The sequence below is a fragment of the Congzhengia minquanensis genome, assembly GCF_014384785.1.
In the GTDB taxonomy this organism is placed as follows: Bacteria; Bacillota; Clostridia; order UBA1381; family UBA9506; genus Congzhengia; species Congzhengia minquanensis.
The window spans coordinates 138,934-161,636 of the sequence record NZ_JACRSU010000003.1 but is presented as its reverse complement, the minus strand read 5'-3'; the positions used below and the strand labels follow the sequence as shown (position 1 = coordinate 161,636).

Below are 22,703 nucleotides of genomic sequence, written 5' to 3'. Positions count from 1 at the left end.
CTTTAAAAGTGCCGTGTTTTTGATTAATCAATGCTTTCTGCCAGCTTTTTTAAGTCCTTCCGCATAATTTTTCCCGATGTTGTCTTGGGAATATCGTGAAAATATTTCACCACGCGGGGATATTTATAAGGCGCGGTATTCTTTTTAACGTGAGCCTGAAGCTCTTTTGTCAGTTCAGCCGACGGGGCAAATCCATCGTGCAGAACAATAATGGCACAAATTAACTGGCCGCGGATTTCGTCCGGCACGCCAACAATTGCGCTTTCCTTAACCGCAGGATGGGTGTTTAACACGCTTTCAATTTCATAGGGCCCTATGCGGTAGCCTGAGGATTTAATCATATCGTCGTTGCGGCAGACATAGTAAAAGTAGCCGTCTGTGTCCTTATAGGCAATGTCACCGGTGTGGTAAACGCCGCCCTGCAAGGGCTGGAATTGCTCCTTGTTTAAAGAATATTTCGACAGAAGCCCCACCTGTTTTTCTGCCGGAATGATAACAATTTCGCCCTCCTCGCCGGCATCGCAATATCCGCCGTCGGCGGCTAAAATTCTTACATCATAAAGGGGCGACGGCCTGCCCATGGAGCCGGGGCGTACCTCCAGCCATTCAAAGGTGCAGCAGATGGGCGAGCCTTCGCTCTGGCCAAACCCAACGTGAATGTCCTGCCCTGTTATGCTTTTCCACTCCCTGTTCACTTCGTCAGACAGCGGCTCCCCCGCCGTTGCAAACCATGTAACAGATTCAAACTGTTTTGCCTCAATTCCGTGATGCAGCATCAAACGGTACATGGTGGGCGGCACGCAGATCGTGGTGGGCCTGTGTTTCTGAATGGTTTCTAAAAAGTGCCCTGCATCGAACCGAATGGGGTCGTAGCCAAAAATTGCCGTTCCGCAAATCCACTGTCCGTAGATGTTGCCCCAGCCGAATTTTGCCCAGCCGCTGTCCGCCTGGGTTAAATGCAGGCCGTTGTTTAACACGCGCTGCATATATTTTGCCGTGGTGATGTGGCCTAAGGGGTATGTGCGGTTGTGAATGGCCATTTTCGGATATCCCGACGTGCCGGAGGTAAAATAAATTACCATTTCGTCGTCGTTCGTTCTGTTCACCGGCTGGTCGTACAAATCAAATTCAGGATATTCGTTGTTAAAATCGTGGTAGTCCGTAACCGGGCTGTCGCCCACGATTAAAATATGATGCAGCGTTTCACATTGATCTTTTAAAGGCGCAATCTGTGCGCGGACAAACTCATCGTCAATGGCGATAAGCATTTTTGCCTCGGCGCTGTCAATGCGATAAGAGATGTCCTTTGTGGTGAGCTGAATCGAGGCAGGCACCAGCACCGCTCCCATTCTGTGCAGGGCCACGGCAATAATCCAATATTCCCATCTGCGGCGCAGCAGGGTAATTACTCGGTCACCCGGCCCAATGCCCAATGATACAAAATATTGTGCCATGCGCTTAGAACGCTCCGAAACCTCGGTGAACGTAAACGTACGTTCAAAACCGTTGTCGTCACAGTAAACAAGGGCTTTCTTTTCCGGTTCGAGCTGTGCCCATTGATCTACAATATCCCGTGCAAAATCGAAGTTTTCCGGCACGTTGATTTTGAATTTTTCCGCAAACTCCTCATAGCTGGAAAAGGATGTTTGCGGCATGTAATTGTCTAAAAGCTCCATATGTATAATCTCCTTCACAAGTGAAATTCCAATAAAAAAAGTCATTCATCCTTTCATTAGGACGAATGACTCGTGATACCACCTAATTTCGTATAGAAGCGTTACAACTATACCTCAACCGACACAGCAAACAAACGCGATGCCGCTTTCCCTTTTTACGGCGGAAACTGTTCCGTCGGAGCCTAATAAAAGCAACCACGTTCCGTTCGCTTTGTTCAGTCCGCAACTCCGAGACTACTTCAAAATCCCTCTGTGAAAGCGCTTCCACCGTCCGCTTCTCTCTATGCACAGATAAAGAAATTTACTCCTTCTCTTCCTTGTCTTTATTTATTCAATTTATTCTACTAAATTATAGCACTAAATTTTACACTTGTCAACACTTTTTTCAAATTTTTGCTCCGCCTGCAGCATCGATTTCTTTTAGGGCTAAAAGAACGGATTTGACGCCTTCAGACAGCGGCGCAATTTCCTGCTTCGCGCCTGTTGATACAAAGTCCGCAAAAAAGCGCAATTCGTTTGTGTATGCCCCCTGGTTAGACACGTTTATGCCGCTTTCTTTGCCTTCCGCTTTCATTTTATCAAGCTCCGGCTCATAAGCTTCACCAGCCACGGGATACACCATCAGCTTTTCGTCGCTTTTATAAGTAACAGTGGCCTTTTCAAACTTCACGCGGAACGCCATGGAAAACGGGAAACAATCCGGGTAATCCCAGCAGCCTTCCGCCGTGAAAACCGCGTCGCCATATTGAAAGCATGTAAAAATCTGCTGAATTACGCCGTCAGCGTCCCTTGTGCAGTCGGTGTGAAAACCGTCCGGCTCTCTGCCCATCAGATAACGGATAAAGTCTACATCGTGAACATGAAGGTCTAACGCCATGGTTCCGCTTCTGGTGTAGTCGTTAAACCAGTTCTCCCAAGACCACTTGGGATTGGGGGAAAGCCTTGTAAACACGCCGGACAGCACCTTGCCAAATTCGCCGCTTTCCGCCGCATGTTTTACATAACAATATTCGTCCCAAAAGCGGATAACCTGTCCCACCTGGAACTTCATGCCGGTTTTCTCCTTTGTTTCAAGCAGCAGCTCGGCCTCTTCCCGGTTTAAGCAAAGGGGCTTTTCACAGAACACGTTCATGCCCTTTTCCATGGCAGCCACCGCATAACGTGTGTGCAAAAACGTAGGTACGCAAACATCAATAATGTCTAACTGCTGCTCGTTCGCCAAAAGGGCTTCTCCGTCGGGATAAAGCTTCGCACCAGTTTTTTCGCAGAATTCTTTGGCTTTCTCCGGCTGAGGGTCTGCAATTGCCGCAAGCTGCACCTTATCGCCTAACGCAATCCAGCTGTTGGCATGAACGCTCCCCATGCCGCCGCAGCCGATTAATCCTATTTTTAACATTGTAAAAACGCCTCCGTAATTTCAAGTTTTCTTTTACTTTACAGCAAGCTGCGCTTTTTTAGAATATCATATCGTATCAAAAACATATATTTTTGTATTTTAATTTATTTTTACAGAATTTAAATACTCCCTGGGGGACATCCCTGTAACACGTCTAAATACCCTCGAAAAATACAGTGGATTGGAAAATGCCAGCATGTCGGATATTTGGGTAAAGTTAAATTCCTTTTCCCGAATGAGCTGCTTTGCCTTTTCTATTTTCAGCAGAATCAGATATTCACCCATGGAATATCCGCAGTAAGCTTTAAAAATTTTAGAAAGATAGGCCTTGCTGTAGGAGAGCTTTTCACAGATGTCCGTCACAGAAAGCTGGGTGTAAAGCGCGCCTTCTATAATTTTTATAATTTCGCAGACAAGATGGTTTTCCATGGTTTCCCTGGTGGGAAAAATTCTTGTCTCAGCCTCTTTTGTTTCGCTTCTTAGAACAGAAATTAAAAACTGTTCTAAATATGTCCGAATCATTTGCTGACCGCCGATAACCGCGTTCTCCCGCAGAGTAAGGCCCTTTAAATCCGGATTGTTGAAGGGAAGGTCGAAGGTTTTTCTGCCCTCTTCAATGATAGCGGTGATGAACCCCTTCCACTTTTGCTGAACTTTTATTTTTTTCGATTTAAAAAAGTCCATGCTTTTTACGTTGCAGACAAAAGACACAATAAACACATTGAGCGCTGTGACGGAATTTGCACTTAACTGATGAAACTCGTTTGGCTTGTGAAAATATCCCTCTCCCTGCTTTAAAATGAGCTTTTGCTTTCCCTCCGTTACAATGGCTTCGCCTTTGTCAATATAAACAAACTCCCAAAAGTCGTGGCTCTCGCCTGATGACACAAAGTCCTTTTCAAATTCAAAATAGTGAATGGTTACAATTTTGCTGATGGGAATCAGGTTTGCAATTTGGTGTTTTACATAAACTGCTTTCATAAAATGTACACATCCTTTAAAATCAAGATACAAAAGTGTATGTTTGGCATAAAAAAATGTATTGCGATTCTTTTTTAATTAGTATAACATAAAGAAATAAAAAACGCAATGAAAGAAGGAATATAAAATGAATGTGCTTGCAATTGGCTGCCATCCGGACGATATAGAAATCGGCTGTGCAGGAACCCTGGCGAAATGTGCAGCCAGGGGCGACACGGTAACGGTTTGCCACGTTGCCAACGGAAACCTTGGTCACGAGGTGATAGCACCTGACGAGCTGAGGGATATGCGGAAGCTGGAGGCGGAAAAAGCAGGCGGTTTGGCCGGCATTCGCGTAGTTACCTGCGACGTAGGTGACTTGATGGTTTATGAAGGAAGCAAGCAGCAGCGGGATTTAGTGACAGACGTAATCCGCACGACCAACCCCGACTTTATCATTACCCACGCGCCCAGCGACTATATGCCTGACCACGTGGCGGTGAGCCGCTTGGTGTTTGACGCTGCCTTTGCCGCCAGCGTACCCCACTATCAAACAGCTGCAGCCGGCAAGGCAAACGTTACGCCTATTTTTTATATGGACAATTTGGCCGGGGTGAACTTTATCCCTACAGAATATGTAGATGTTTCAGACTTCATTGAGCTGAAAATGAACATGCTGGAATGTCATGTAAGCCAGATGAAATGGATGCGGGAACACGACGGCATTGACTTTGCTGAATTTGTGAAAACCTGTGCACGCTACCGTGGGCTTCAGTGCGGCGTGCAATTCGCAGAGGGTTTTACCCAATGCCTGGCCTGGCCCAAGCTTACAACAAAACGTTATTTACCGTAAACGATTTTAGGAGGATGAAAAAATGGACTTTTTAAGCACTGTGAAAGGCTCTCTGTTAGAAAACTTTTACCCGGAAGGCTGGGACTTTAAAAAAATTGACGCCTGCTGTGAAAAGGGCGCTACAGAAGAATCTTTTTGGAATCCGGATTTTACGCCGGTGGAATGCCGCGATATTTATGAATTTGACACCTTTATGGGTCATGAAATTGCACTAAAAATTAAGGAAGCACGGGACAGAAATGAAAAAATTGCCCTGATCTTGCCCGTGGGTCCCATGGGAATGTATCGCTGGGCGGTATATTTTTTAAAGGCATGGCAGGTCTCCTGCTCCCATGTTTTCACTTTCAACATGGACGAGTGGGCAGACGGCGACGGCAATACCCTGCCTTCTGATAATCCGGCCTCGTTTGAATATGCCATGAAAGAGGCGTTTTTCACGCCCTTAGGCGAGCTTACCGTACCGGAAACGCAGCGCAATTTTGCTACGAAAGATAACCTTCCTGCCTATGCGCAAAAAATTGCAGCGCTGAAAGGTGAGGGTGCGAAACTAATATTGGTGTATGGAATCGGGCGCATGTGTCACATTGCCTTTTGGGAGCCTCACTTTGCCGCAGACTTTGCCGACGAGGACGGCTGGAAACAGGCCACCCACCGATTGGGGGCTAAGCTTCATCCGCTGACCATTGAACAAAATGCAATTACCAGCTTTAAAAGCCGCACCACATTAGTTCCCTGCCGGGCCAACACCATTGGGCCGGGTCTGTTTTTACAGGCGGACTTTTGCATCGGCGGCGCTGACGGCGTATTAGGCCGCGGTATGGGCTGGCAGGGCATGAGCTTTTTAACCACTTTGCACTATGGGCCGGACATTCACATTCCATCAACCTTTATGCCCACGCTTCCCGGAAAGCTGTTTTATTTAAAAGACCTGGCCGGGCCGCTGACACCGGAATGTAATTGACAAAGGAGGAACCAGCATGAAATTAGGCGTTTTTGTTACGTTAAGCGCAGACATCGACACAGAATTCTGCCGTCTGCGTGAAAACGGGTTTTCAACCTGCCAGCTCAGCGTGTGGGACGACCGGCTGAAAACCGATGAAATGGCAGAACTGGTAAACCAGGCAAAGAAAAACCACCAAATTGAAATTACCGCTTTATGGTGTGGCTGGGAAGGACCAGCAAAGTGGAATTTTTCTGAAGGACCGCTTACCTTAGGCCTTGTGCCCGCAGCGTTCCGCTTCACACGAATGAAAAATTTAATGTTAGGGTCTGATTTTGCAAAGAAAATCGGCGTAACCGACATTGCAACCCATATGGGGTTTTTACCGGAAAATCCCGGTACAACAGAGTTTCATGAGGTTGTTGCCGCTATTCGCGCAGTGGCGGAGTATATGAAATCGAACGGACAGTATCTCCTGTTTGAAACCGGGCAGGAAACGCCTGTGGCCCTGCGCCGGGTAATTGAGGCGGTGGGAACCGGAAACTTAGGCATCAACTTAGATTCTGCAAATCTAATTTTATACGGCAAGGCAAACCCGGTGGACGCGCTGGACGTGTTCGGCAAATTTGTGCGAGGTGTTCACGCAAAAGACGGCCTCTATCCTACTGACGGACAAAACTTAGGTGAAGAGGTACCCATCGGCCAGGGAAAAGTTGACTTTCCTGCGCTGATCGACAGACTAAAAGAACTTGGCTACAGCGGCGCACTGACTATTGAGCGGGAAATTTCAGGCCCGGAACAGATAAAAGATATTTTAGAAGCAAAAGCATTTTTAGAAAAATTAATTTAAGAAAATAAAAACCCTTCGGAAAAATTTCCGAAGGGTTTTTTACTGCTTAATTAAATTTTATTTTACAATCCAAGAATCGGTGCCTGCGGCAAAATCAATAGATGTTCTAAGCGGAATAACGTTTGTCAAGTCGCCCCAAACAAACACTTTTGCCGTAACCGGCGTGTCGGTGAGCGCAATGTCTGCACGGTAGCTTGCAGCATCTGTAATTACATCTGTCTGAATGCCCACAAGCTCGTTAGAAGCGCTGTAGAATGCCGTGATAACGCTGCCCGTATAAGCTTTATCAAAGGCAACGCTTACAGACGCACTGTCAGCACCCACGGCTACATAATCGCCCATTTCTTTCGCAGTAACACTCATGCCGTATAACCGCATTGTTCCTGTCGGGCTTGCTGGCGCTTTAAAGTTCACATCATAGACGCCTGCGGTTAAGAACACAGGTTCAAAGGTTGATTTAACTGGCCCGCTTCCGTCTGTAGTAACGTCACAGGAATACGTGCCTCCGTTAAGGTTCATGGTGCAAGTATTGGTTGCCGCGGAACAGTTAATAAAGGTTGAGAAATTGTAGTAACCATCTGCGGGAATGTTCACTTTATAGGTTACATCCACACCGTTAATGAATACCACGCTGCGGCAATCGGTGAAGCTGCCAACTGTGTAGGGGCCGCCCTGTCCATACTGATGGGGGAAGCACCAACCGGCAGAGCTGCTGCTGCCTTTATCTTCTTGGAGGAAGCTTACGGCCGTAAAATCCCAAGAGCGCAGGAACATTTCTTCACTTGCACTTGCTGTGAGATCAACTCTTCTCATCCATGCTGAATATACAACCATGGTATAGTCGTCGGCTTCTGTAATGTCAACCGCCTTGTTTTCAGTCTCGTCCCATTTACTGCCGTTTGCAAAGTTCAGCGTAATGGTGTGTTCGCCCGCTTCCAGTTCAACAGGAACAGAAAGCTTTTTCACCTGTCTGCTAGAGAAGCTTGCATTTACCGTTTCTTTCTGGCCCGTGGTTTTATAGGTTGCGCCAAGCTTTGAGGTGCCGTCAACAAGCACGTCAACGCCGTTCTGGGGTGCTTTGCCGTCAATATAAACCACATAGGTTCCCGCTTCGTTTACGTTTACCTTGTATTCCACAGAAGCACCTGCTTTAAATGAATAGCTGCCGTCTGCATCATTTTTTGTAACGCTGCCCGTTGATGTTTCCATTGAATTCAAGGGAATTTTTGAATCAACCTTTGTGTCACCGGAAATTGCAGTTGGTTCGGGCTTGCCCGGCACTTGGTCGAACAACAACGACTTAATATAAGCGCCCACCTCTTTGCCTTCACTTTGTGTGCCGTCGCCCTTGTCAAACGGAACAGTCAAATTGGTCAAGGTAATGCGGTTCACACCTGCATACAGGTAAAAAGGCTTAAAGGTAAGGTCTGTTGCGGTGCCCGTCCAGCCCTGTTCGTCATAAACTTCTCCATTAACGCTGAGGCGAATAGATTCTGCTTTTGCATCCCCCGGATAGGTTACAACATTTGGGAGTGTCAGGGTAAAATATCCCGCAGTTGTTACATTAAGCGCATAGGTAATATACGAACCATTTCCGTTGTGAATTGCGGTTACCCTGTCCCTTGGAGATGCAAGCTTATCGCTGTAATAATCGCCTATCATGGGATACTCCGTATTTTTATAGTTTTGCGATGTAAACTGTTGGCTCATGTGGGAGCTTCCGATGGACGTTACCACATAGTCTGAAGGGGAGATAGCAAATTTTCCTTCAGCCGGGGTCGTCAGCGGATTAACACACCTCAAATCAAAATATTCCATTGTAATGGCAGTGCCGGTGCCGGTCAGCGTAATGGTATAGGTCTTGCCTGCTTCCATAGGCGCTGCCTGATATGAATTGTCACCAAACCGTTCAAACACAACTCCCTTGGTATTGCAGGTGTTCTCAAAAACCTTATCGCCACCTGCTTCGCTAACCGAAATCGTCATGGGCTGGCTTCCAGCAGAGCCCGTATTATTATAGAAAAACGCATATTCGCCCGTTGCCTCCGGAGTAAAGGTAAACACATAGCTTTTTCCTGTGGAAGACAGAGTAATGGGCGTTTCCGGCTCAAAACGGGAGAGGGTGCTGTCCACTTTTACCGGAACAGTGTCCATTACAACTGTTGCGTCTTCTTCTGGGTCATAATCCGGCAACTCTTCCATTAAAATATGATATGCGTAAGAGCCTGCTGTTGCATTCCCGAATTTTATGGTATGCTCTCCTTTGTTAAATTGAACCGGTAAAGTCTTTAAAAGACGTGTTTCAGGACTTTGTCCGTCTGCCGTGGCCGTGAAGCTCCAGACTAAGGTTTCCTTCTCTTCGCCGTCTACCGAGAACGGAACTTTAAATGAATATTTATCGCCTGCTGTGACAGTTTTTGTGTCTACCCACGTGCTTGTGTTGTAGTAGACGCGATACCAGCCTTCTTTTTGAATGTCCAGCTTATATTCTGCATAAGTATCTTTTGAAATATGAATATACCTTGGCACATTGCGATTTGAGGACGCAAACACGCTCTTATCAGTGTAGTCGCCAATTAAGGAATAACCCTCGGGCAAGGCAGTATTGCCATAATTAAGCTGCTCGTTTACATGCGCCGGCGTTGTGGTAGTAAAGACCGTTGCATCCTCCGAGGCAATTGCCTGTTTTCCGCCGGTAATGGGAATGGTTAAACACCTAAGGTCAACATAATTTAAAGTCGAAAGTGTCGCTTCTCTTGAAACTGACAGCGTGTAGTTTGTACCTGCTGTAAGTGTTGCTTTTAGTTCAGAGATATTGCCTACCCTTTCATACTGAAAGCCTTCTGTATTGCCGTAGCGTGAAGGATGAACATAGCTGTAGCTTTCAACCGAAGTCATTACACTTGCATCAGAATCTTTTTCGCGAACAGTGAACGGAACTGCCGTGCTGCTGTCCTTTTCCGTGATTGCAAAGGTGGTTGCCGTTCCGACTTTGTTGCTGTCTGTCGAATCCATAAACAGCGCATACTCTGCGGTGGTGTCCACCGTAAAGTCGAACGTTTTTGTTTCGTTGGCTTCAAAAGACTTTGTCGTTGGAATAAGTCTTGTCAGGGTTCCGCCTGTTTCTGTCGTATAAGTGTTTTCGGCGCCGACACTTAGCGGCATGCACATGCTGATCGCTAAGAACACCAACGACAAACATAAGGAAACCATTTTTTTTGTTTGCTTCATTTTTTTCTCCCTCCTGATTTAAAATTTTATGATAAATTATTTCCCGGCTAGAGTTAAGTTGTTGTATGTATATTATACATACAACAAAGGGGTATACCCCTTTGCCATTATCATTATAATTATATAGAAATTATTTAAAAATGTCAAGGAAATAATTTAAAATTTAGGAACTTTATACAAATCAAAACTCCCGTATTATAAACGTTGCATTTTTCTGGATATTGTTATATAATAATGGTATAAATTAATTTGAGGTGCATTTATGTTAGAAAAATTGTCGTTTATAGAAGACCGCTACGACGAACTGAGCAAAAAAATTGCAGACCCGGACGTTATTTCCGACCAGGCAGTCTTTGCCAAACTTTGCAAAGAACAGTCGGACATTAGTCCCATTGTAGAAAAATACCGGGAATTTAAAGCTTTGAATGAAACGATTCAAGAAAACGAAGAGCTCATTTCAGACTCCGAGATGGACAAGGAACTGAAAGAACTTGCCGAAGAAGAAATTAAAGAAAGCAAACAAAAAATTGAAGCAATTAACGAAGAGCTGAAAATTCTGCTTCTGCCCAAAGATCCCAACGACGACAAAAGCGTTATTGTTGAAATCCGCGGCGGCGCCGGCGGCGAGGAGGCGGCGTTGTTTGCAGGTGACCTCTTCAGAATGTATTCCATGTATGCCGAAGCGAACCGCTGGAAAACAGAAATTTTAAGCTCGAACCCAACCGACATTGGCGGCTTTAAAGAAATCTCTTTCAGCATAGACGGAGCGGGCGCATATTCAAAATTAAAATTTGAAAGCGGCGTTCACCGAGTGCAAAGAATTCCCTCCACAGAGTCCGGCGGCAGAATTCACACCTCCACGGTTACGGTAGCGGTGCTGCCTGAGGTTGAGGACGTGGAAGTGAACATCGACGCAAACGACCTTAGAATCGACGTATTCCGTGCAGGCGGCCCCGGCGGCCAGTGCGTTAACACAACCGACTCTGCGGTGCGCATAACACACCTTTCCACCGGGCTGGTGGTTTCCTGTCAGGACGAAAAGTCCCAGCACAAAAACAAAGACAAGGCAATGAAAATTCTCCGCTCCAGGCTTTACGATCTGGTGCAAAGCCAACAGCACGAACAAATTGCTCAGGAACGCAAAAGCCAGGTTGGCACGGGTGACAGAAGCGAGAGAATCAGAACCTATAACTACCCACAAGGCAGGGTGACCGACCACCGGATTGGTCTGACGCTCCACAGGTTAGACGCGGTGTTAAACGGCGATTTGGATGAAATTATTAACGCGCTGATCACCACCCGCCAAAGCGAGTTGTTAAGAGGGGAAAAAGAAGAATAAAAAAATTTTGTGCACTAGTTGCATTTTAAAAAAAGATGTAGTATAATAAAAAACGTACTTCAGGGCAGGGTGAAATTCCCGACCGGCGGTAATGGCGCATTTGCGCTTAGCCCGCGAGCAACCAGAACTGGTTGTTGATATCGGTGCGATTCCGAAGCCGACGGTAAGCAACGGCGCATATGCATGCGCTTTTTCAGTTGCAAGTCCGGATGGAAGAAGCAAAAAAACCATTCTTTTATTGCGTTTTTTCGCGCCCTGTTTTCAGGGCGCTTATTTTTTTATGAAAGGTCGAAGAAACATGTTACAACAAAACACAAAAACAAACAAAACCCGTCTTTATGCCTTTGTAGGTGTATTTTCCGCCGCGGCATTCCTGCTGCAGGTCATCGGCACATTGACAGGCCTGAAAGTTGGCGGATTTTTAGACGTGGAAATTTCAGACCTGCCTGCGCTGATTATTGCATTTGCCTACGGCCCTCTGGCAGGCGTGCTCACTGAATTGATTAAAAACCTGCTTCACTGCACCATGACCTCCACCGGCCTGGTGGGAGAGCTGGCAAATTTTGTGATGACCGGCACCCTTTGTTTCGTTGCCGGAATGGTTTATAAACACAACAAAACGTTTCAGGGCGCCGTACTGTCCTTAATTTTTGCAACGCTGGCTTTGGCGGCGGCAGGCGTTTTAGCCAATTTGTTCATCATGCTCCCGCTCTACATGCCCAGCGCGCCGTTTAGCGTAAAGATGAATCTTGTGTTGTTTACCATTTTGCCGTTTAATTTGGTGAAAGGTGTTGTGCTTTCGGTTTTAACACTCCTTTTATACAAAAAAATATCCCCAATTCTGCATAAATAGGTTTGACAACTTCCTTAAATAATTATATAATGTATTTTGTTAAATTATGACGAAAGGAAGGAGATCAAATGATAACAGGAATTGAACACATTGCGGTTTTGGCAAAAGACTCAAAAGCCTTAACCGACTGGTATGTTAAGCTGTTTGGATTTGAAATTGTTTATGACAACGGCAAAGGCACTTATTTTGTAAAGGCTGCCGACGGTTCGATGCTGGAGATAATCGCATGCAGCGGCGACTGCCGCCCCACAGAACCGAAAGAATGGGGAATTCGCCACTTTGCCCTGTCTGTTACAGAAGACGGCTTTGACGAAATGGTGGAAAAATTAAAAGTGGAAAAAGTGGAGGTTGTTACCGATGTTGCGGTTTCGCCCAAGGGCATTAAAACCTTTTTCTTCCGCGACATCGAGGGCAACATTTTCCATTTGATTTTCAGACCTACGCCCCTTTGATATGTCGGTTAATTGGAACCTTTGGCACGGGTGCAAAAAAGTAAGTGCAGGCTGTGAAAACTGTTACGTTTACCGTTCCGATGCAAAATATGACCGGGACGCATCAGAGGTAAAACAAACCGCCAGCTTTGATTTGCCTGTAAAAAAGAAACGGGACGGAAGCTATAAAGTTGCGCCCGGCGAATTGGTTTACACCTGCTTTACGTCAGACTTTTTATTGGACGCAGCAGATGTTTGGCGTCCTCAGGCTTGGGACATGATGCGGCAAAGGCAAGACCTTCACTTCATGTTTTTTACCAAACGTCCCCACCGGTTTTTAGACTGTATTCCCCCAGACTGGGGCGAAGGCTACAAAAATGTCACCGTGGGATGTTCGGTGGAAAACGCGGAACAGGCAAAAAAGCGCCTTGAAATTTTTACCAATCTGCCCATTCAGCGAAAGCTGATTATTTGTTCGCCGCTGCTTTCTGCAATGGACTTAACGCCTTACTTAAATGGGATAAAACAGGTTGCCGTGGGCGGCGAATCCGGCGAAAACGCCCGGGTGTGCGATTTCGACTGGGTGCTGGACATACGGCGTCAGTGCATAGAGGCAGGTGTACCCTTTCACTTTCAGCAAACCGGGGCACGGCTAAAAAAAGACGGCAAGCTTTATAAAATTAAACGCAAATTTCAACACGCTCAGGCGCGCCGCGCAAATTTAGAATATTCAGGAGAAAGATAACTGCATATTGAACGAAAACGGAGGGGATAAAACATGTGGAAAGAATTTAAAGAGTTCGCATTTAAGGGAAACGTCATCGACATGGCCGTTGGTGTTGTCATTGGCGGCGCTTTCGGAAAAATTGTCACCTCGCTGGTGGGCGACGTCATCACGCCAGTAATCGGAATGCTTACCTCTGGAATTGATTTAAAAGATTTAAAGTTTGTTCTGTCCACTGCGGCAGACGGCACGGTTAACTCCATTAACTACGGCATGTTCCTTCAAAACATTCTCGATTTTTTAATCATCGCGTTCTCTATTTTTCTGTTTGTCAAACTGATTAATACCGCAAGAAAGAAACTGGAAAGAAAGCAGGAAATTATCGAAGAAATCGAAAAAGGACCAACCACGGAAGAACTGCTTACACAAATTCGTGATTTACTAAAAGAAAAAGAGCAGGAAATGCCTCTAACTGAGGAAACAAGTATAGATGAATCATAAAAAAGCGGGTACAAAACCCGCTTTTTTATTTTACGATTCTTATAGAATTTGTGCCAGCAGGCAACAAAAATGAAATTTTTCCACTATCCTTTTCCAATACTTTTGACTGTTTTGCACCAATAAGAACCCTTTCACCTGAATTTACAAACAATGTAAATTCCGTATCGGCTTGCGCCGTATACATTCCTGCTGTTCCGTCAAAAAATACAGACACCGGGCGGGTGGAATGAAATCCACTCCCCATGCAGTTAAAATCTGTCGCATGCTGCGCAAAAAACCACTTACAGCCGCTGCCTGTTCTGCGGACAATCGCCGCTGCGCCGTTAAATCTTGTTTCTCCATCACCGCAATTTGTTGTCAGCAATAAATCCTCCTGATGGGAATAAATTAATTTTGCTCCCGCTTTTGTTCTTTGCAGAATGGGCTTTTTATGCGTCTCATCAAAAGGAAATAAGACTGTCGCCGCCATTGTTCCGGCGGAATAGCTTGCCAGCAGGCTTTTTATTTTAAAACCGATATGCTGCTGCTGAAAATTCTTGTTCAATATGGAAATACGGTCTGCAACAATTCCGTCAATCATTTCTGTGTCAGAGGGCGGTGTAGCAAGAAAAACAGAAAGACCAGCATTTTCTACTTTCCATACATATTCTGTGTCCTTCTTTTCTATTTTGTACGCATCTGAAAAGGGGCGGTGCACTACAGTCATTTTATTTCCCGCATCGACGCTGTCCAACAAAAGGAAATATCCAGATGCGTCATTTTCACCGGCCACCATAACAAAACCACGTCTGTGAACTGCATTGGGCAGTGCACTGCCTGAATCACCCAAAGCATAGCACAGCTTCTCAGAGGAAAAGCCTTCAACAATACCCGCACCGCTCTTTAACTGATGGTCATTTTTTTCTTCAGGATCAAACACAATGCGATAGTCGTAATCCACCAAAACAGTGTTTGCGGAAAGCGCACGCTGGTTAATATAATTCCAAGTAAAACCTTCTGCGCCGCTGCCCCAGCCACTGTAACCGGCATTGACGTATAGACGGTGACCATAGGCCGCAAGGTTGACAGAATTTATTTCTTTATGTCCGTGTCCGTCAAAAATTGTGCTGTTCCATAAAACTCCCGCCAGGGAATCTTTATTCTCTATATCTTCATAAAACCATGCACCGCCGTCTTTTAAAATTTGGCTTTTCGGCGCGCGTTTTTTTTCAAAATCATCTTTTAGCAAAAGGTAATTTAACAGCTTTCCCTGAGGAGGCCTGCCCTTCATAAGCCATGCTGCAAACTCTGCTGCTTTTTTTGAATACTTTGCTGCACCGTAAACCAAAAATAGTGATTCTGCCTCTTTTACTCCGGTTGTTAACAATGTATCCCCAATCAACCACATGTTTTTCGCTGGAGTATAGGTATAGCCCAACGCCCATTCGGTGAAGTGAATTACTTTCTGGTTTTGGTAAAAGGACTTGTCCAGTCCTGTAAAGTCCATTACAATAGGCAAAATAATTTTTGAAACACGATTTCCCCGAACAAAGCGGTCAACCGAATAGTCTATGCTCATTACGCCTGCGCCGTCTTCTGTGATGTAGCCCATAAACAGCTCTTTCCAAGATTCCCACGCCTGAAACAGCTGCTCTTTTTGCCCTTGATACAGCGCCCATAACCCTCTGACGCCTAAAATTGCCACCATATGGTTTTCATCGTTTTGAATATAATTTTCCGCAATGGTTTCTAACGTCTGTTCACAAAATAAACGCTGTTCTTTTGTAAGGTCGTCATAAATAATGTCCAGCGCCAAGAGGCAGTTTACAAACGCCGCCCCTGGAGGAATTGCTCCAATCCAGTGGTCTCCGGCGGAGTGATACATCTCGTCATAAAGATTGCCCGGAACCTCCGGCTGCCAAAACCCAATGATATCCAGCAGCTTTTGAACGCATTGCTTTCTCAACGGTGGTTCCAAGATATAAAGAAGTGCCGCAGCGTCTGCTATATCGCACACACTGTTACAGCGAAGAATGAAACAATCGTCTGGGTTAAACTGCAACTCATATAACCGCTTTCGCGCATCCTGTTTCATTTCCTTCCAAGGAGATTGTTCCGCTTTTTTCTGCAAATCAGCAAACTGTTCCCGGCGGACCGCCATAAAAGGGTGGATATGATTAAAATTCAATTCATTTTTCATATTTCACGCACTCCTATTTCACAAACTTTCCCAAAAACAAAGCAGCGCAAAATAAATTTGCGCTGCTAATTTCGTATTCTTATTCTTCTGTTGCCGTTTCTTCAGCAGGAACTTCTTCCACAGGAGCTTCTTCAGCCTCCAGCTCCGCCGCCGGTTCTTCTGCCGACACAGCAGAAACTGAGGCTTCCGCCTGTTCTTCTTCAGGCTGGATAAGCGCACGGATAGAAAGGGCAATTTTTTTGTTATCCCAGTCAATGTCCGTAACTTTCACTTCAACTTCCTGACCTAAAGAGAGCTCGTCCTGGGGCTTGTCGATTCTGCGGTTTGCAATTTGAGAAATGTGAATCAAACCGTCAACGCCGGGAATGATTTCCGCAAATGCGCCATAAGGCATAATTCTCACAATTTTCACTGTGGTTGTGCCGCCCACTTCGATTTTAGACTTCACAATTTCCCAGGGGTTGTCCTCAGCTTTTTTAAAGCCTAAAGAAATTTTCTTTGTTTCTTCGTTAATATCCTTGATATAAACCTGAATGGAATCGCCTTCGGAAAGCACCTCAGACGGATGCTTAATGTGCGACCAGCTCAGCTCAGAGATATGTACCAAGCCGTCAACGCCGCCAATGTCCACAAACGCACCGAAGTTGGTTAAAGATTTCACCACACCGGTGTAAATGTTGCCAACAGCCGCATCTGCCCAGAACTTTTCTTCCAGTTCTTTTCTCTGTGCCTCTAAAACAGCCCTCACAGAGCCGACCAAGCGTTTCCTCCTGTCATTTATATCAATGATTTTGAAAGCAACAACCTTGCCAACGAAGCCGGAAAGGTCAGACATGCGGCGTTCGCTTGCCTGAGATTCGGGAACAAACACCTTGTAGCCTTTGTAAACCACAATCATGCCCTTGTTCACTGTTTCGGTAACTTTGCCTTCCAAAACGGTTCCGTCTTCAAATGCTTTCTTCACATTTTCCCAAGTTTTTGCTGAATCAAGCTTTCTTTTAGAAAGAATGATATTGCCGTCCGCATCGTTCACGCGGACAACGAATACCTCAATTTCATCGCCGGGTTTTACAACATCAGATGTCGTTACCATAGGGTCGTCAGAAATTTCGGCAGCGGGAATAAATCCGTCTTGCTTTGCGCCCAAGTCTACGATAACCTCGTTTGGCCGAACTTCAATGACCGTTCCTTTCACGACGTCACCGGTATTTAAAGTCTTTAAAGACTCCTCAACCAGGGATTCAAAGCTTTCAAAATTTTCCATCTTACAAATTGCCTCCTTTATTATGACCGCGGGAGTGGACGCCCCCGCAGTAATTCCGACTTTCTTTGAGTCAAAATTGCAGGCTGAATCCAGCTCTCCGATATGCTCTAATAGAAACGTATTATCACACACACTTTTGCATATGGAGTAAAGCTTCTGGGTATTTGAACTGTTGCGCCCGCCCAGGACCAACATCACGTCCGAGGCTTTTGCCAGCTCATAAGCTTCCTTTTGCCTTTCTTCAGTCGCACTACATATTGTATCAAATATCACTATATCATTGCAAGTTTTTTTTAAAAAAAATACAATTTTTTTGAAAATATTTTGTACAAATGTGGTTTGCGACACCACGCAAACCGGTTTTTCACCAAATTTTGCTTTTTTTGCCTCCTCTTCGGTGGCTAAAATTACCGCAGCGTTTTCACACCAGCCGTTAATCCCCCGCACCTCGGGGTGATTCTTGTCGCCGACAATTACAATGGCATACCCTTCCCGATGGTGTTTCTCTACAATATTGTGAATTTTTTTAACAAAAGGACACGTCACGTCCACAACGCCAATGCCGCGGCTTTCCATTTCATCGTAAACCGATTTGCCCACGCCGTGGGTGCGGACAATGAGGTTTTCGCTTTGGCCCACCATGTCCACCGCGTCAACAGGGGAAATTCCCCGCTGCGCCAGCTCGTCCACAACGTGTTTGTTGTGAATGATGGGACCTAAGGTGTGATATGTTTTATCCGGCTCCGCCGCACAGGCCTCCACCATATCCAGCGCTCTGGCAACGCCAAAGCAAAAGCCCGCTGTTTTGGCTACCCGAAGTTCCATTTTTATCACACTCCCAAGGACTCAATTTTCTCCATAATCTCATCTGCAAAGGCTTTCAGCTCGTCCCCAGTCGGTTTTTTGCCGTTGACAGGCTTCATGGTGACTGGCTGGCCGAAATATATTTTCACCTGATGAAACGGCTTATACCCCCCCCGCATAGCCACGGGAATAACCGGTGCACCACTGCGCGCCGCAATCAGCGCAACGCCTGCCTTTGCCTCAGACGATTCATTTGCCAGCACTCGTTTTCCAGAGGGGAAAATGGTGAACATGTCGCCTTCTTTCAGCGTTTGCAGCGCGGTTTTAATCGCACCGATGTCGTTTGACCCCCGGGATACCGGAAATGCGTCCGCTATTTTTAAAATGGGGCTGAGCATTTTATGGTCGAACAACTCTTTTTTCGCCATTACACGCATGTGGCGCGGAACCGATGCAATCAGCACCGGCGGGTCCCACAGACTGGTGTGGTTCACCGCCAGAATAACAGGTCCTTCACTGGGCAGGTTTTCTTTTCCGATAAGCTTTACGAAAAAAACAACCTGGCAAAAAATATGTACCAAAAATTTTAAAAAGGATAACAACAATAAAACATCCTTTCAGTTAATTCTTTAATTTTTTATCAATGATGTCAACAACCGCTTGTAAAGACTCCGCAAAGCTTAGCGCGCTGGTGTCGAGCAAAACGCTGTCTTCCGCAGGCTTCAGCGGCGAAACCGCCCTGGTTTCGTCGTTTCTGTCCCGCTTTTCAATGTCTTTCAGCACCTCGTGAAACGACACGTCATCACCCTTTGCCACAAGCTCGTCATAGCGCCGTTTTGCGCGGACCTCGGCCGAAGCGGTGAGAAAAATTTTCACCTGCGCGTCGGGAAGCACTTTTGTTCCGATGTCCCGGCCGTCCATAATCACGTTTTTCGATGCTGCCAGCTCCTGCTGAAAGGCCACCAGCCGCTCGCGAACTTTGCCGATTGCCGAAACCTCAGACGCACCCATGGAAACCTCGGGCGTGCGGATTTGTTCCGATACGTCCTCACCGTTTAAATAGATATGCTGCCCGTCCTGCTGATAGTCAATGTCAATTGAAATTGTGTCAACCGCTGCCGCTGCCCGTTCGGGATTGTTTTGAATATCAATACCCTGCCGCATGCAAAAAAGCGCCGCCGCGCGGTACATTGCGCCGGTGTCGATATAAACAAACCCTTTTTGCTTTGCTGCGGCCTTTGAAATTGTGCTTTTTCCGGCGCCGCCGGGGCCGTCGATTGCAACCTTAAACATGTGTTACTTCCTTCCCGATATGGATAAAAACAGGGGCGGAGCCGTAAGTTACGCACAGCTCCGCCCAATACAAATTTCACATTGTATCATTCGTATAAAAAACATTACCGTTTGCGCTTGTTGCTCCTGCCGCTTTTTAAGTTCACGCCCATAACGCCGCCAACAGCGCCGCCTAAGGCAGAAAACCCCAGCATGGACAAAAAGTGTTTTCCCACATAAAATCCGTCGCCGGCCAGCGATGCAATGAACCAGATAATTAATATATATCCAAGCCCTGCCGCTAAACCTGACAAAAAGCCGCGGCTGCCTGACCTTTTCGCCGTGCAAAAGCCCGCAATCAGCGCGCCTGCCGCTTGAACTGCCGTCGAAATAATGGGAATTGCGCTCTCTGAAACCGCGGTGTATGCCAAAATACATGCAAACAGTGCAAACACAACGAGTGTGAACACCGCCGCTGTGATAATACCCCGCGCAAATCCGCCCGCAGCGGCCCGAAGCCCACCTGCGGTATCCATTGTTTTAATGTTTTCACTATACATAAACAAACCTCCTGCCGATTTATCTTGTTAAAGCATATTCGGCAGGCGGGCGATTTATACGATAAATTTCCAAAGAAAGCAAATCGATTATTTATCGTGCAACTTTTCTTTCCTTCAAAAAATCAATTCCGAAAGAAAAATTATGAAAAAAAATTATTCTTCCGAATTGGTTTCTGTTTCCGTATCATCTGCATCGTCAATGTCTTCCGGAATTTCTTCTATCTTTTGTTTTTTAGGACTTTTTGTGCAGGGCACAACCGTTGCGATTGCTTCACGCTTAATCGTCATTGGGTGCTTGTGCGTTCTGTCACCGATTTCGATGCAAACCTTATCATCCTTAATTTTTAAAATTTTGCCGACAATACCGCCGATTGTAGTAACACTGTCGCCCACCTTAACGGCCTCCAGCATTGCCTTTGTTTCCTTTTCCTTTTTCTTCTGCGGTCTAATCAGCATAAAATAAAAAAGACCAATCATGATAACGAGCCAAAGGATGGTTCCCATCCATCCACCCATACCAGCGTTCTCCATGAAATAATTCTCCTTTCAATATTTACCAATATGTTTTTGATATTTCTATATAATTATACATGCTATTTGTGCTTTAATCAAGGTGTTTTTGAAAAAATTTCATAATTTATTTAAAATGCTGTTGACAACGGCTGAAATTAATGATACTATGAGTATGTTGATAGAGGTGCACTTTTTATCAGTAGCCCGAGGGAGAACGCGAATTTTTCTGTGAATTCGGGTCGAAAGGAAAAAGTGCCGAAAAAGCGGTTTGTTCGCAGGGCCGTTTTTGGGTGTATGGCGAACAGCCATGCAACTGTCACCGTGTGATTACGCGGTGGAGTGCTATCTGCATTAAAATTGATTTAATGTTGATAACGCCAGACTTCTATTTTGAAGTTTGGTTTTTTTATAGTAAAGCACGAATTTTTTACAGGAGGTTTTTAATATAATGAAAAAGTATAACATTGCCGTTGTCGGCGCAACGGGCATGGTTGGAAGAACGTTTTTGAAGGTTTTGGAAGAAGTGAAGCTCCCCGCCGAAAGCTATACGCTGTACGCTTCGAAACGCAGCGCAGGCAAAAAGCTTACCCTCATGGGCAAAGAATATGAAGTGAAAGAATTGAACGAAAATTCCTTTGATGGAATGGACATTGCACTGTTTTCCGCAGGCGGCGCCACCAGCGAAAAATTTGCGCCCATTGCGGCTTCAAAAGGATGTTTGGTGATAGATAACTCCAGCGCGTGGCGCATGGACCCTGAGGTGCCCCTGGTTGTGCCTGAGGTAAATCCTGAAGATATTAAAAAACATAAGGGAATCATTGCAAACCCCAACTGCTCCACCATTCAGGCAATGGTGGCGCTGCGTCCGCTTCAGTTGAAATATGGCATTAAGCGGATTGTATATTCTACCTATCAGGCCGTTTCCGGCGCTGGTCTCGGCGGCTATAACGATTTAAAAAACGGCATTAACGGCGAGCCTCCGCAAAAGTTTAACCACCCCATTTTCTCAAACTGCCTGCCGCAGATTGACGTGTTCCTGCCCAACGGCTATACCAAAGAGGAAATGAAAATGGTGAACGAAACCAGAAAGATTTTGGGCGACGACGAAATGAAAATTACGGCTACCACCGTCCGCGTTCCTGTGTTCGACTGTCACAGCGAAGCCATTAACGTGGAACTGAAAAAGCCCTTTGATTTAGAAGAGTTAAGAGCGTGCTTAGAGGCCGCTCCGGGTTTAGTGGTGCAGGACGATATAGACAACTGTATTTATCCTATGGCATGCACGGCAGCAGGCACAAACGAAACCTATGTGGGCAGAATTCGCCGGGACGAAAGCATTGATAACGGCGTAAACCTTTGGGTTGTTGCCGACAATATCAGAAAGGGCGCGGCAACCAATGCGGTTCAAATCGCCCAGAAATTTATTGAAATGGAAGCAAACGGCGAGCTTTAATTCGTTTAGGAGGGTTCATATGAGCAAAAAAACACTTTTTACCGGTGCCGGCACCGCGCTGATTACCCCGTTTACGGAAAACGGCGTGAACTTTGATGCACTGGGCAATATTATAGAATTTCAAATTGAAAACAGCGTTGACGCGCTCATTATTTGCGGCACCACAGGCGAAGCGGCCACCATGCCGGACAAAGAGCACCTGAGCGTGATTGAATTTGCCGTGAAAAAAACAGCCGGCAGAATTCCAATTATTGCAGGAACGGGCAGCAACGACACGGCGCATTGCGTGGAGCTGAGCCAGGAGGCTCAAAATTTAGGTGCCGACGGGCTTTTAATCGTAACGCCCTACTACAACAAATGTACACAAAAAGGCCTGATGATGCACTTTGACAAGGTGTTGGAAAAAGTGAACCTGCCGATTATTTTGTATAATATCCCCGGCAGGACAGGCATGCAGTTCAAGTTGGACACATTAAAAGAGCTTGCAAAAGACGAACGGATTGTTGGTGTAAAAGAAGCCAGCGGCTCAATTGAATATTTAACCGATTTGGTGCACACCTGCCCCGAGTTAGACGTTTATTCCGGCAACGACGACATGGTTGTTCCCCTGCTTTCTTTAGGCGGTAAGGGCGTTATTTCCGTTTTGTCGAACATTGCGCCGAAAGAAACCCACGACCTGTGCCAGAAATTTTTTGACGGCGACATGAAAGGCAGCTTAGCGCTGCAAATGGAATATTTAGACTTAATTCACGCGCTATTCTGCGAAGTGAACCCCATTCCGGTAAAAACCGCAATGAACCTGATGGGCTTTAACGCCGGCCCGCTGCGCCTGCCGCTGTGCGAAATGGACGACGCAAACCTTGTAAAGCTGAAATCTGCTATGGCAGACCGCGGCTTAATTTAG

At 45.9% G+C, this 22,703-nt stretch carries 20 protein-coding genes, 2 riboswitches and 1 other annotated feature; of the genes, 10 read left to right on the top strand and 10 right to left on the bottom strand.

Features of this window, described 5'->3' with window-relative positions:
- Positions 1–23: 23 nt before the first annotated feature.
- From H8698_RS08550 to H8698_RS08540, 3 genes are all read right to left on the bottom strand, one after another.
- Complete coding sequence (locus H8698_RS08550; protein WP_249312813.1) at positions 24–1,676, bottom strand: AMP-binding protein; 1,653 nt, start codon at positions 1,674–1,676, stop codon at positions 24–26.
- 54 nt (positions 1,677–1,730) lie between these two features.
- Positions 1,731–2,003, bottom strand: a binding site (T-box leader).
- 58 nt (positions 2,004–2,061) lie between these two features.
- A complete protein-coding gene (locus H8698_RS08545) occupies positions 2,062–3,072 on the bottom strand; it encodes a Gfo/Idh/MocA family protein (protein ID WP_249312812.1) in 1,011 nt (336 codons plus the stop codon).
- Positions 3,073–3,171: 99 nt separating this feature from the next.
- Positions 3,172–4,053 (bottom strand): AraC family transcriptional regulator, encoded by an 882-nt coding sequence (locus H8698_RS08540; protein ID WP_249312811.1) that lies wholly within the window; start codon positions 4,051–4,053, stop codon positions 3,172–3,174.
- A gap of 127 nt (positions 4,054–4,180) precedes the next feature.
- Here H8698_RS08540 and H8698_RS08535 point away from each other — a divergent pair, with 127 nt between their 5' ends.
- Genes H8698_RS08535 through H8698_RS08525 form a run of 3 tightly spaced genes read left to right on the top strand, consistent with a single transcriptional unit; the run spans position 4,181 to position 6,675 of the window.
- On the top strand, positions 4,181–4,885 hold the full coding sequence (locus tag H8698_RS08535) for a PIG-L deacetylase family protein (protein WP_249312810.1): 705 nt from the start codon (positions 4,181–4,183) through the stop codon (positions 4,883–4,885).
- A 22-nt stretch (positions 4,886–4,907) separates the two neighbouring features.
- Entirely contained in the window at positions 4,908–5,846 is a 939-nt protein-coding gene (locus tag H8698_RS08530) for a 6-phosphogluconolactonase (protein ID WP_249312809.1), read from the top strand.
- 16 nt (positions 5,847–5,862) lie between these two features.
- Complete coding sequence (locus tag H8698_RS08525) at positions 5,863–6,675, top strand: sugar phosphate isomerase/epimerase family protein (RefSeq protein ID WP_249312808.1); 813 nt, start codon at positions 5,863–5,865, stop codon at positions 6,673–6,675.
- A gap of 57 nt (positions 6,676–6,732) precedes the next feature.
- On the opposite strand, the gene H8698_RS08520 is transcribed toward H8698_RS08525, so the two are convergent.
- Complete coding sequence (locus H8698_RS08520) at positions 6,733–9,906, bottom strand: carbohydrate-binding protein (protein ID WP_249312807.1); 3,174 nt, start codon at positions 9,904–9,906, stop codon at positions 6,733–6,735.
- A 262-nt stretch (positions 9,907–10,168) separates the two neighbouring features.
- On the opposite strand from H8698_RS08520, the gene prfA reads away from it, so the two are divergent.
- From prfA to mscL, 5 genes are all read left to right on the top strand, one after another.
- Complete coding sequence (prfA, locus tag H8698_RS08515; RefSeq protein WP_249312806.1) at positions 10,169–11,245, top strand: peptide chain release factor 1; 1,077 nt, start codon at positions 10,169–10,171, stop codon at positions 11,243–11,245.
- Positions 11,246–11,296: 51 nt separating this feature from the next.
- Positions 11,297–11,470, top strand: a riboswitch (FMN riboswitch).
- 73 nt (positions 11,471–11,543) lie between these two features.
- Positions 11,544–12,098: an ECF transporter S component gene (locus tag H8698_RS08510; protein WP_249312805.1), complete on the top strand. Its 555-nt coding sequence runs from the start codon at positions 11,544–11,546 to the stop codon at positions 12,096–12,098.
- A gap of 68 nt (positions 12,099–12,166) precedes the next feature.
- The gene (locus tag H8698_RS08505; RefSeq protein ID WP_249312804.1) at positions 12,167–12,550 is read left to right on the top strand and encodes a VOC family protein; all 384 of its coding nucleotides are present in this window, start codon (positions 12,167–12,169) and stop codon (positions 12,548–12,550) included.
- Between the two features lies 1 nt (position 12,551).
- Positions 12,552–13,274 carry a DUF5131 family protein gene (locus H8698_RS08500; protein WP_249312803.1) on the top strand — a complete coding sequence of 241 codons (723 nt, stop codon included), beginning with the start codon at positions 12,552–12,554 and terminating at the stop codon, positions 13,272–13,274.
- A gap of 33 nt (positions 13,275–13,307) precedes the next feature.
- Complete coding sequence (gene mscL / locus H8698_RS08495; RefSeq protein ID WP_249312802.1) at positions 13,308–13,754, top strand: large-conductance mechanosensitive channel protein MscL; 447 nt, start codon at positions 13,308–13,310, stop codon at positions 13,752–13,754.
- A 25-nt stretch (positions 13,755–13,779) separates the two neighbouring features.
- Here mscL and H8698_RS08490 read toward each other — a convergent pair whose 3' ends face one another.
- From H8698_RS08490 to yajC, 6 genes are all read right to left on the bottom strand, one after another.
- A complete protein-coding gene (locus H8698_RS08490) occupies positions 13,780–15,933 on the bottom strand; it encodes a hypothetical protein (RefSeq protein WP_249312801.1) in 2,154 nt (717 codons plus the stop codon).
- 79 nt (positions 15,934–16,012) lie between these two features.
- A complete protein-coding gene (locus H8698_RS08485; protein WP_249312800.1) occupies positions 16,013–18,022 on the bottom strand; it encodes a bifunctional 4-hydroxy-3-methylbut-2-enyl diphosphate reductase/30S ribosomal protein S1 in 2,010 nt (669 codons plus the stop codon).
- A gap of 5 nt (positions 18,023–18,027) precedes the next feature.
- Complete coding sequence (locus tag H8698_RS08480) at positions 18,028–18,603, bottom strand: lysophospholipid acyltransferase family protein (RefSeq protein WP_249312799.1); 576 nt, start codon at positions 18,601–18,603, stop codon at positions 18,028–18,030.
- Positions 18,604–18,622: 19 nt separating this feature from the next.
- Entirely contained in the window at positions 18,623–19,294 is a 672-nt protein-coding gene (cmk, locus tag H8698_RS08475) for a (d)CMP kinase (protein ID WP_249312798.1), read from the bottom strand.
- A gap of 104 nt (positions 19,295–19,398) precedes the next feature.
- Entirely contained in the window at positions 19,399–19,833 is a 435-nt protein-coding gene (locus H8698_RS08470) for a TIGR04086 family membrane protein (protein ID WP_249312797.1), read from the bottom strand.
- A 153-nt stretch (positions 19,834–19,986) separates the two neighbouring features.
- Positions 19,987–20,364: a preprotein translocase subunit YajC gene (gene yajC, locus H8698_RS08465; protein WP_249312796.1), complete on the bottom strand. Its 378-nt coding sequence runs from the start codon at positions 20,362–20,364 to the stop codon at positions 19,987–19,989.
- Between the two features lie 153 nt (positions 20,365–20,517).
- A riboswitch (Lysine riboswitch) is annotated at positions 20,518–20,699 on the top strand.
- Positions 20,700–20,794: 95 nt separating this feature from the next.
- On the opposite strand from yajC, the gene H8698_RS08460 reads away from it, so the two are divergent.
- Positions 20,795–21,799 (top strand): aspartate-semialdehyde dehydrogenase, encoded by a 1,005-nt coding sequence (locus H8698_RS08460; protein WP_249312795.1) that lies wholly within the window; start codon positions 20,795–20,797, stop codon positions 21,797–21,799.
- A gap of 19 nt (positions 21,800–21,818) precedes the next feature.
- Positions 21,819–22,703, top strand: a complete 885-nt coding sequence (dapA, locus tag H8698_RS08455; protein WP_249312794.1) for a 4-hydroxy-tetrahydrodipicolinate synthase — start codon at positions 21,819–21,821, stop codon at positions 22,701–22,703.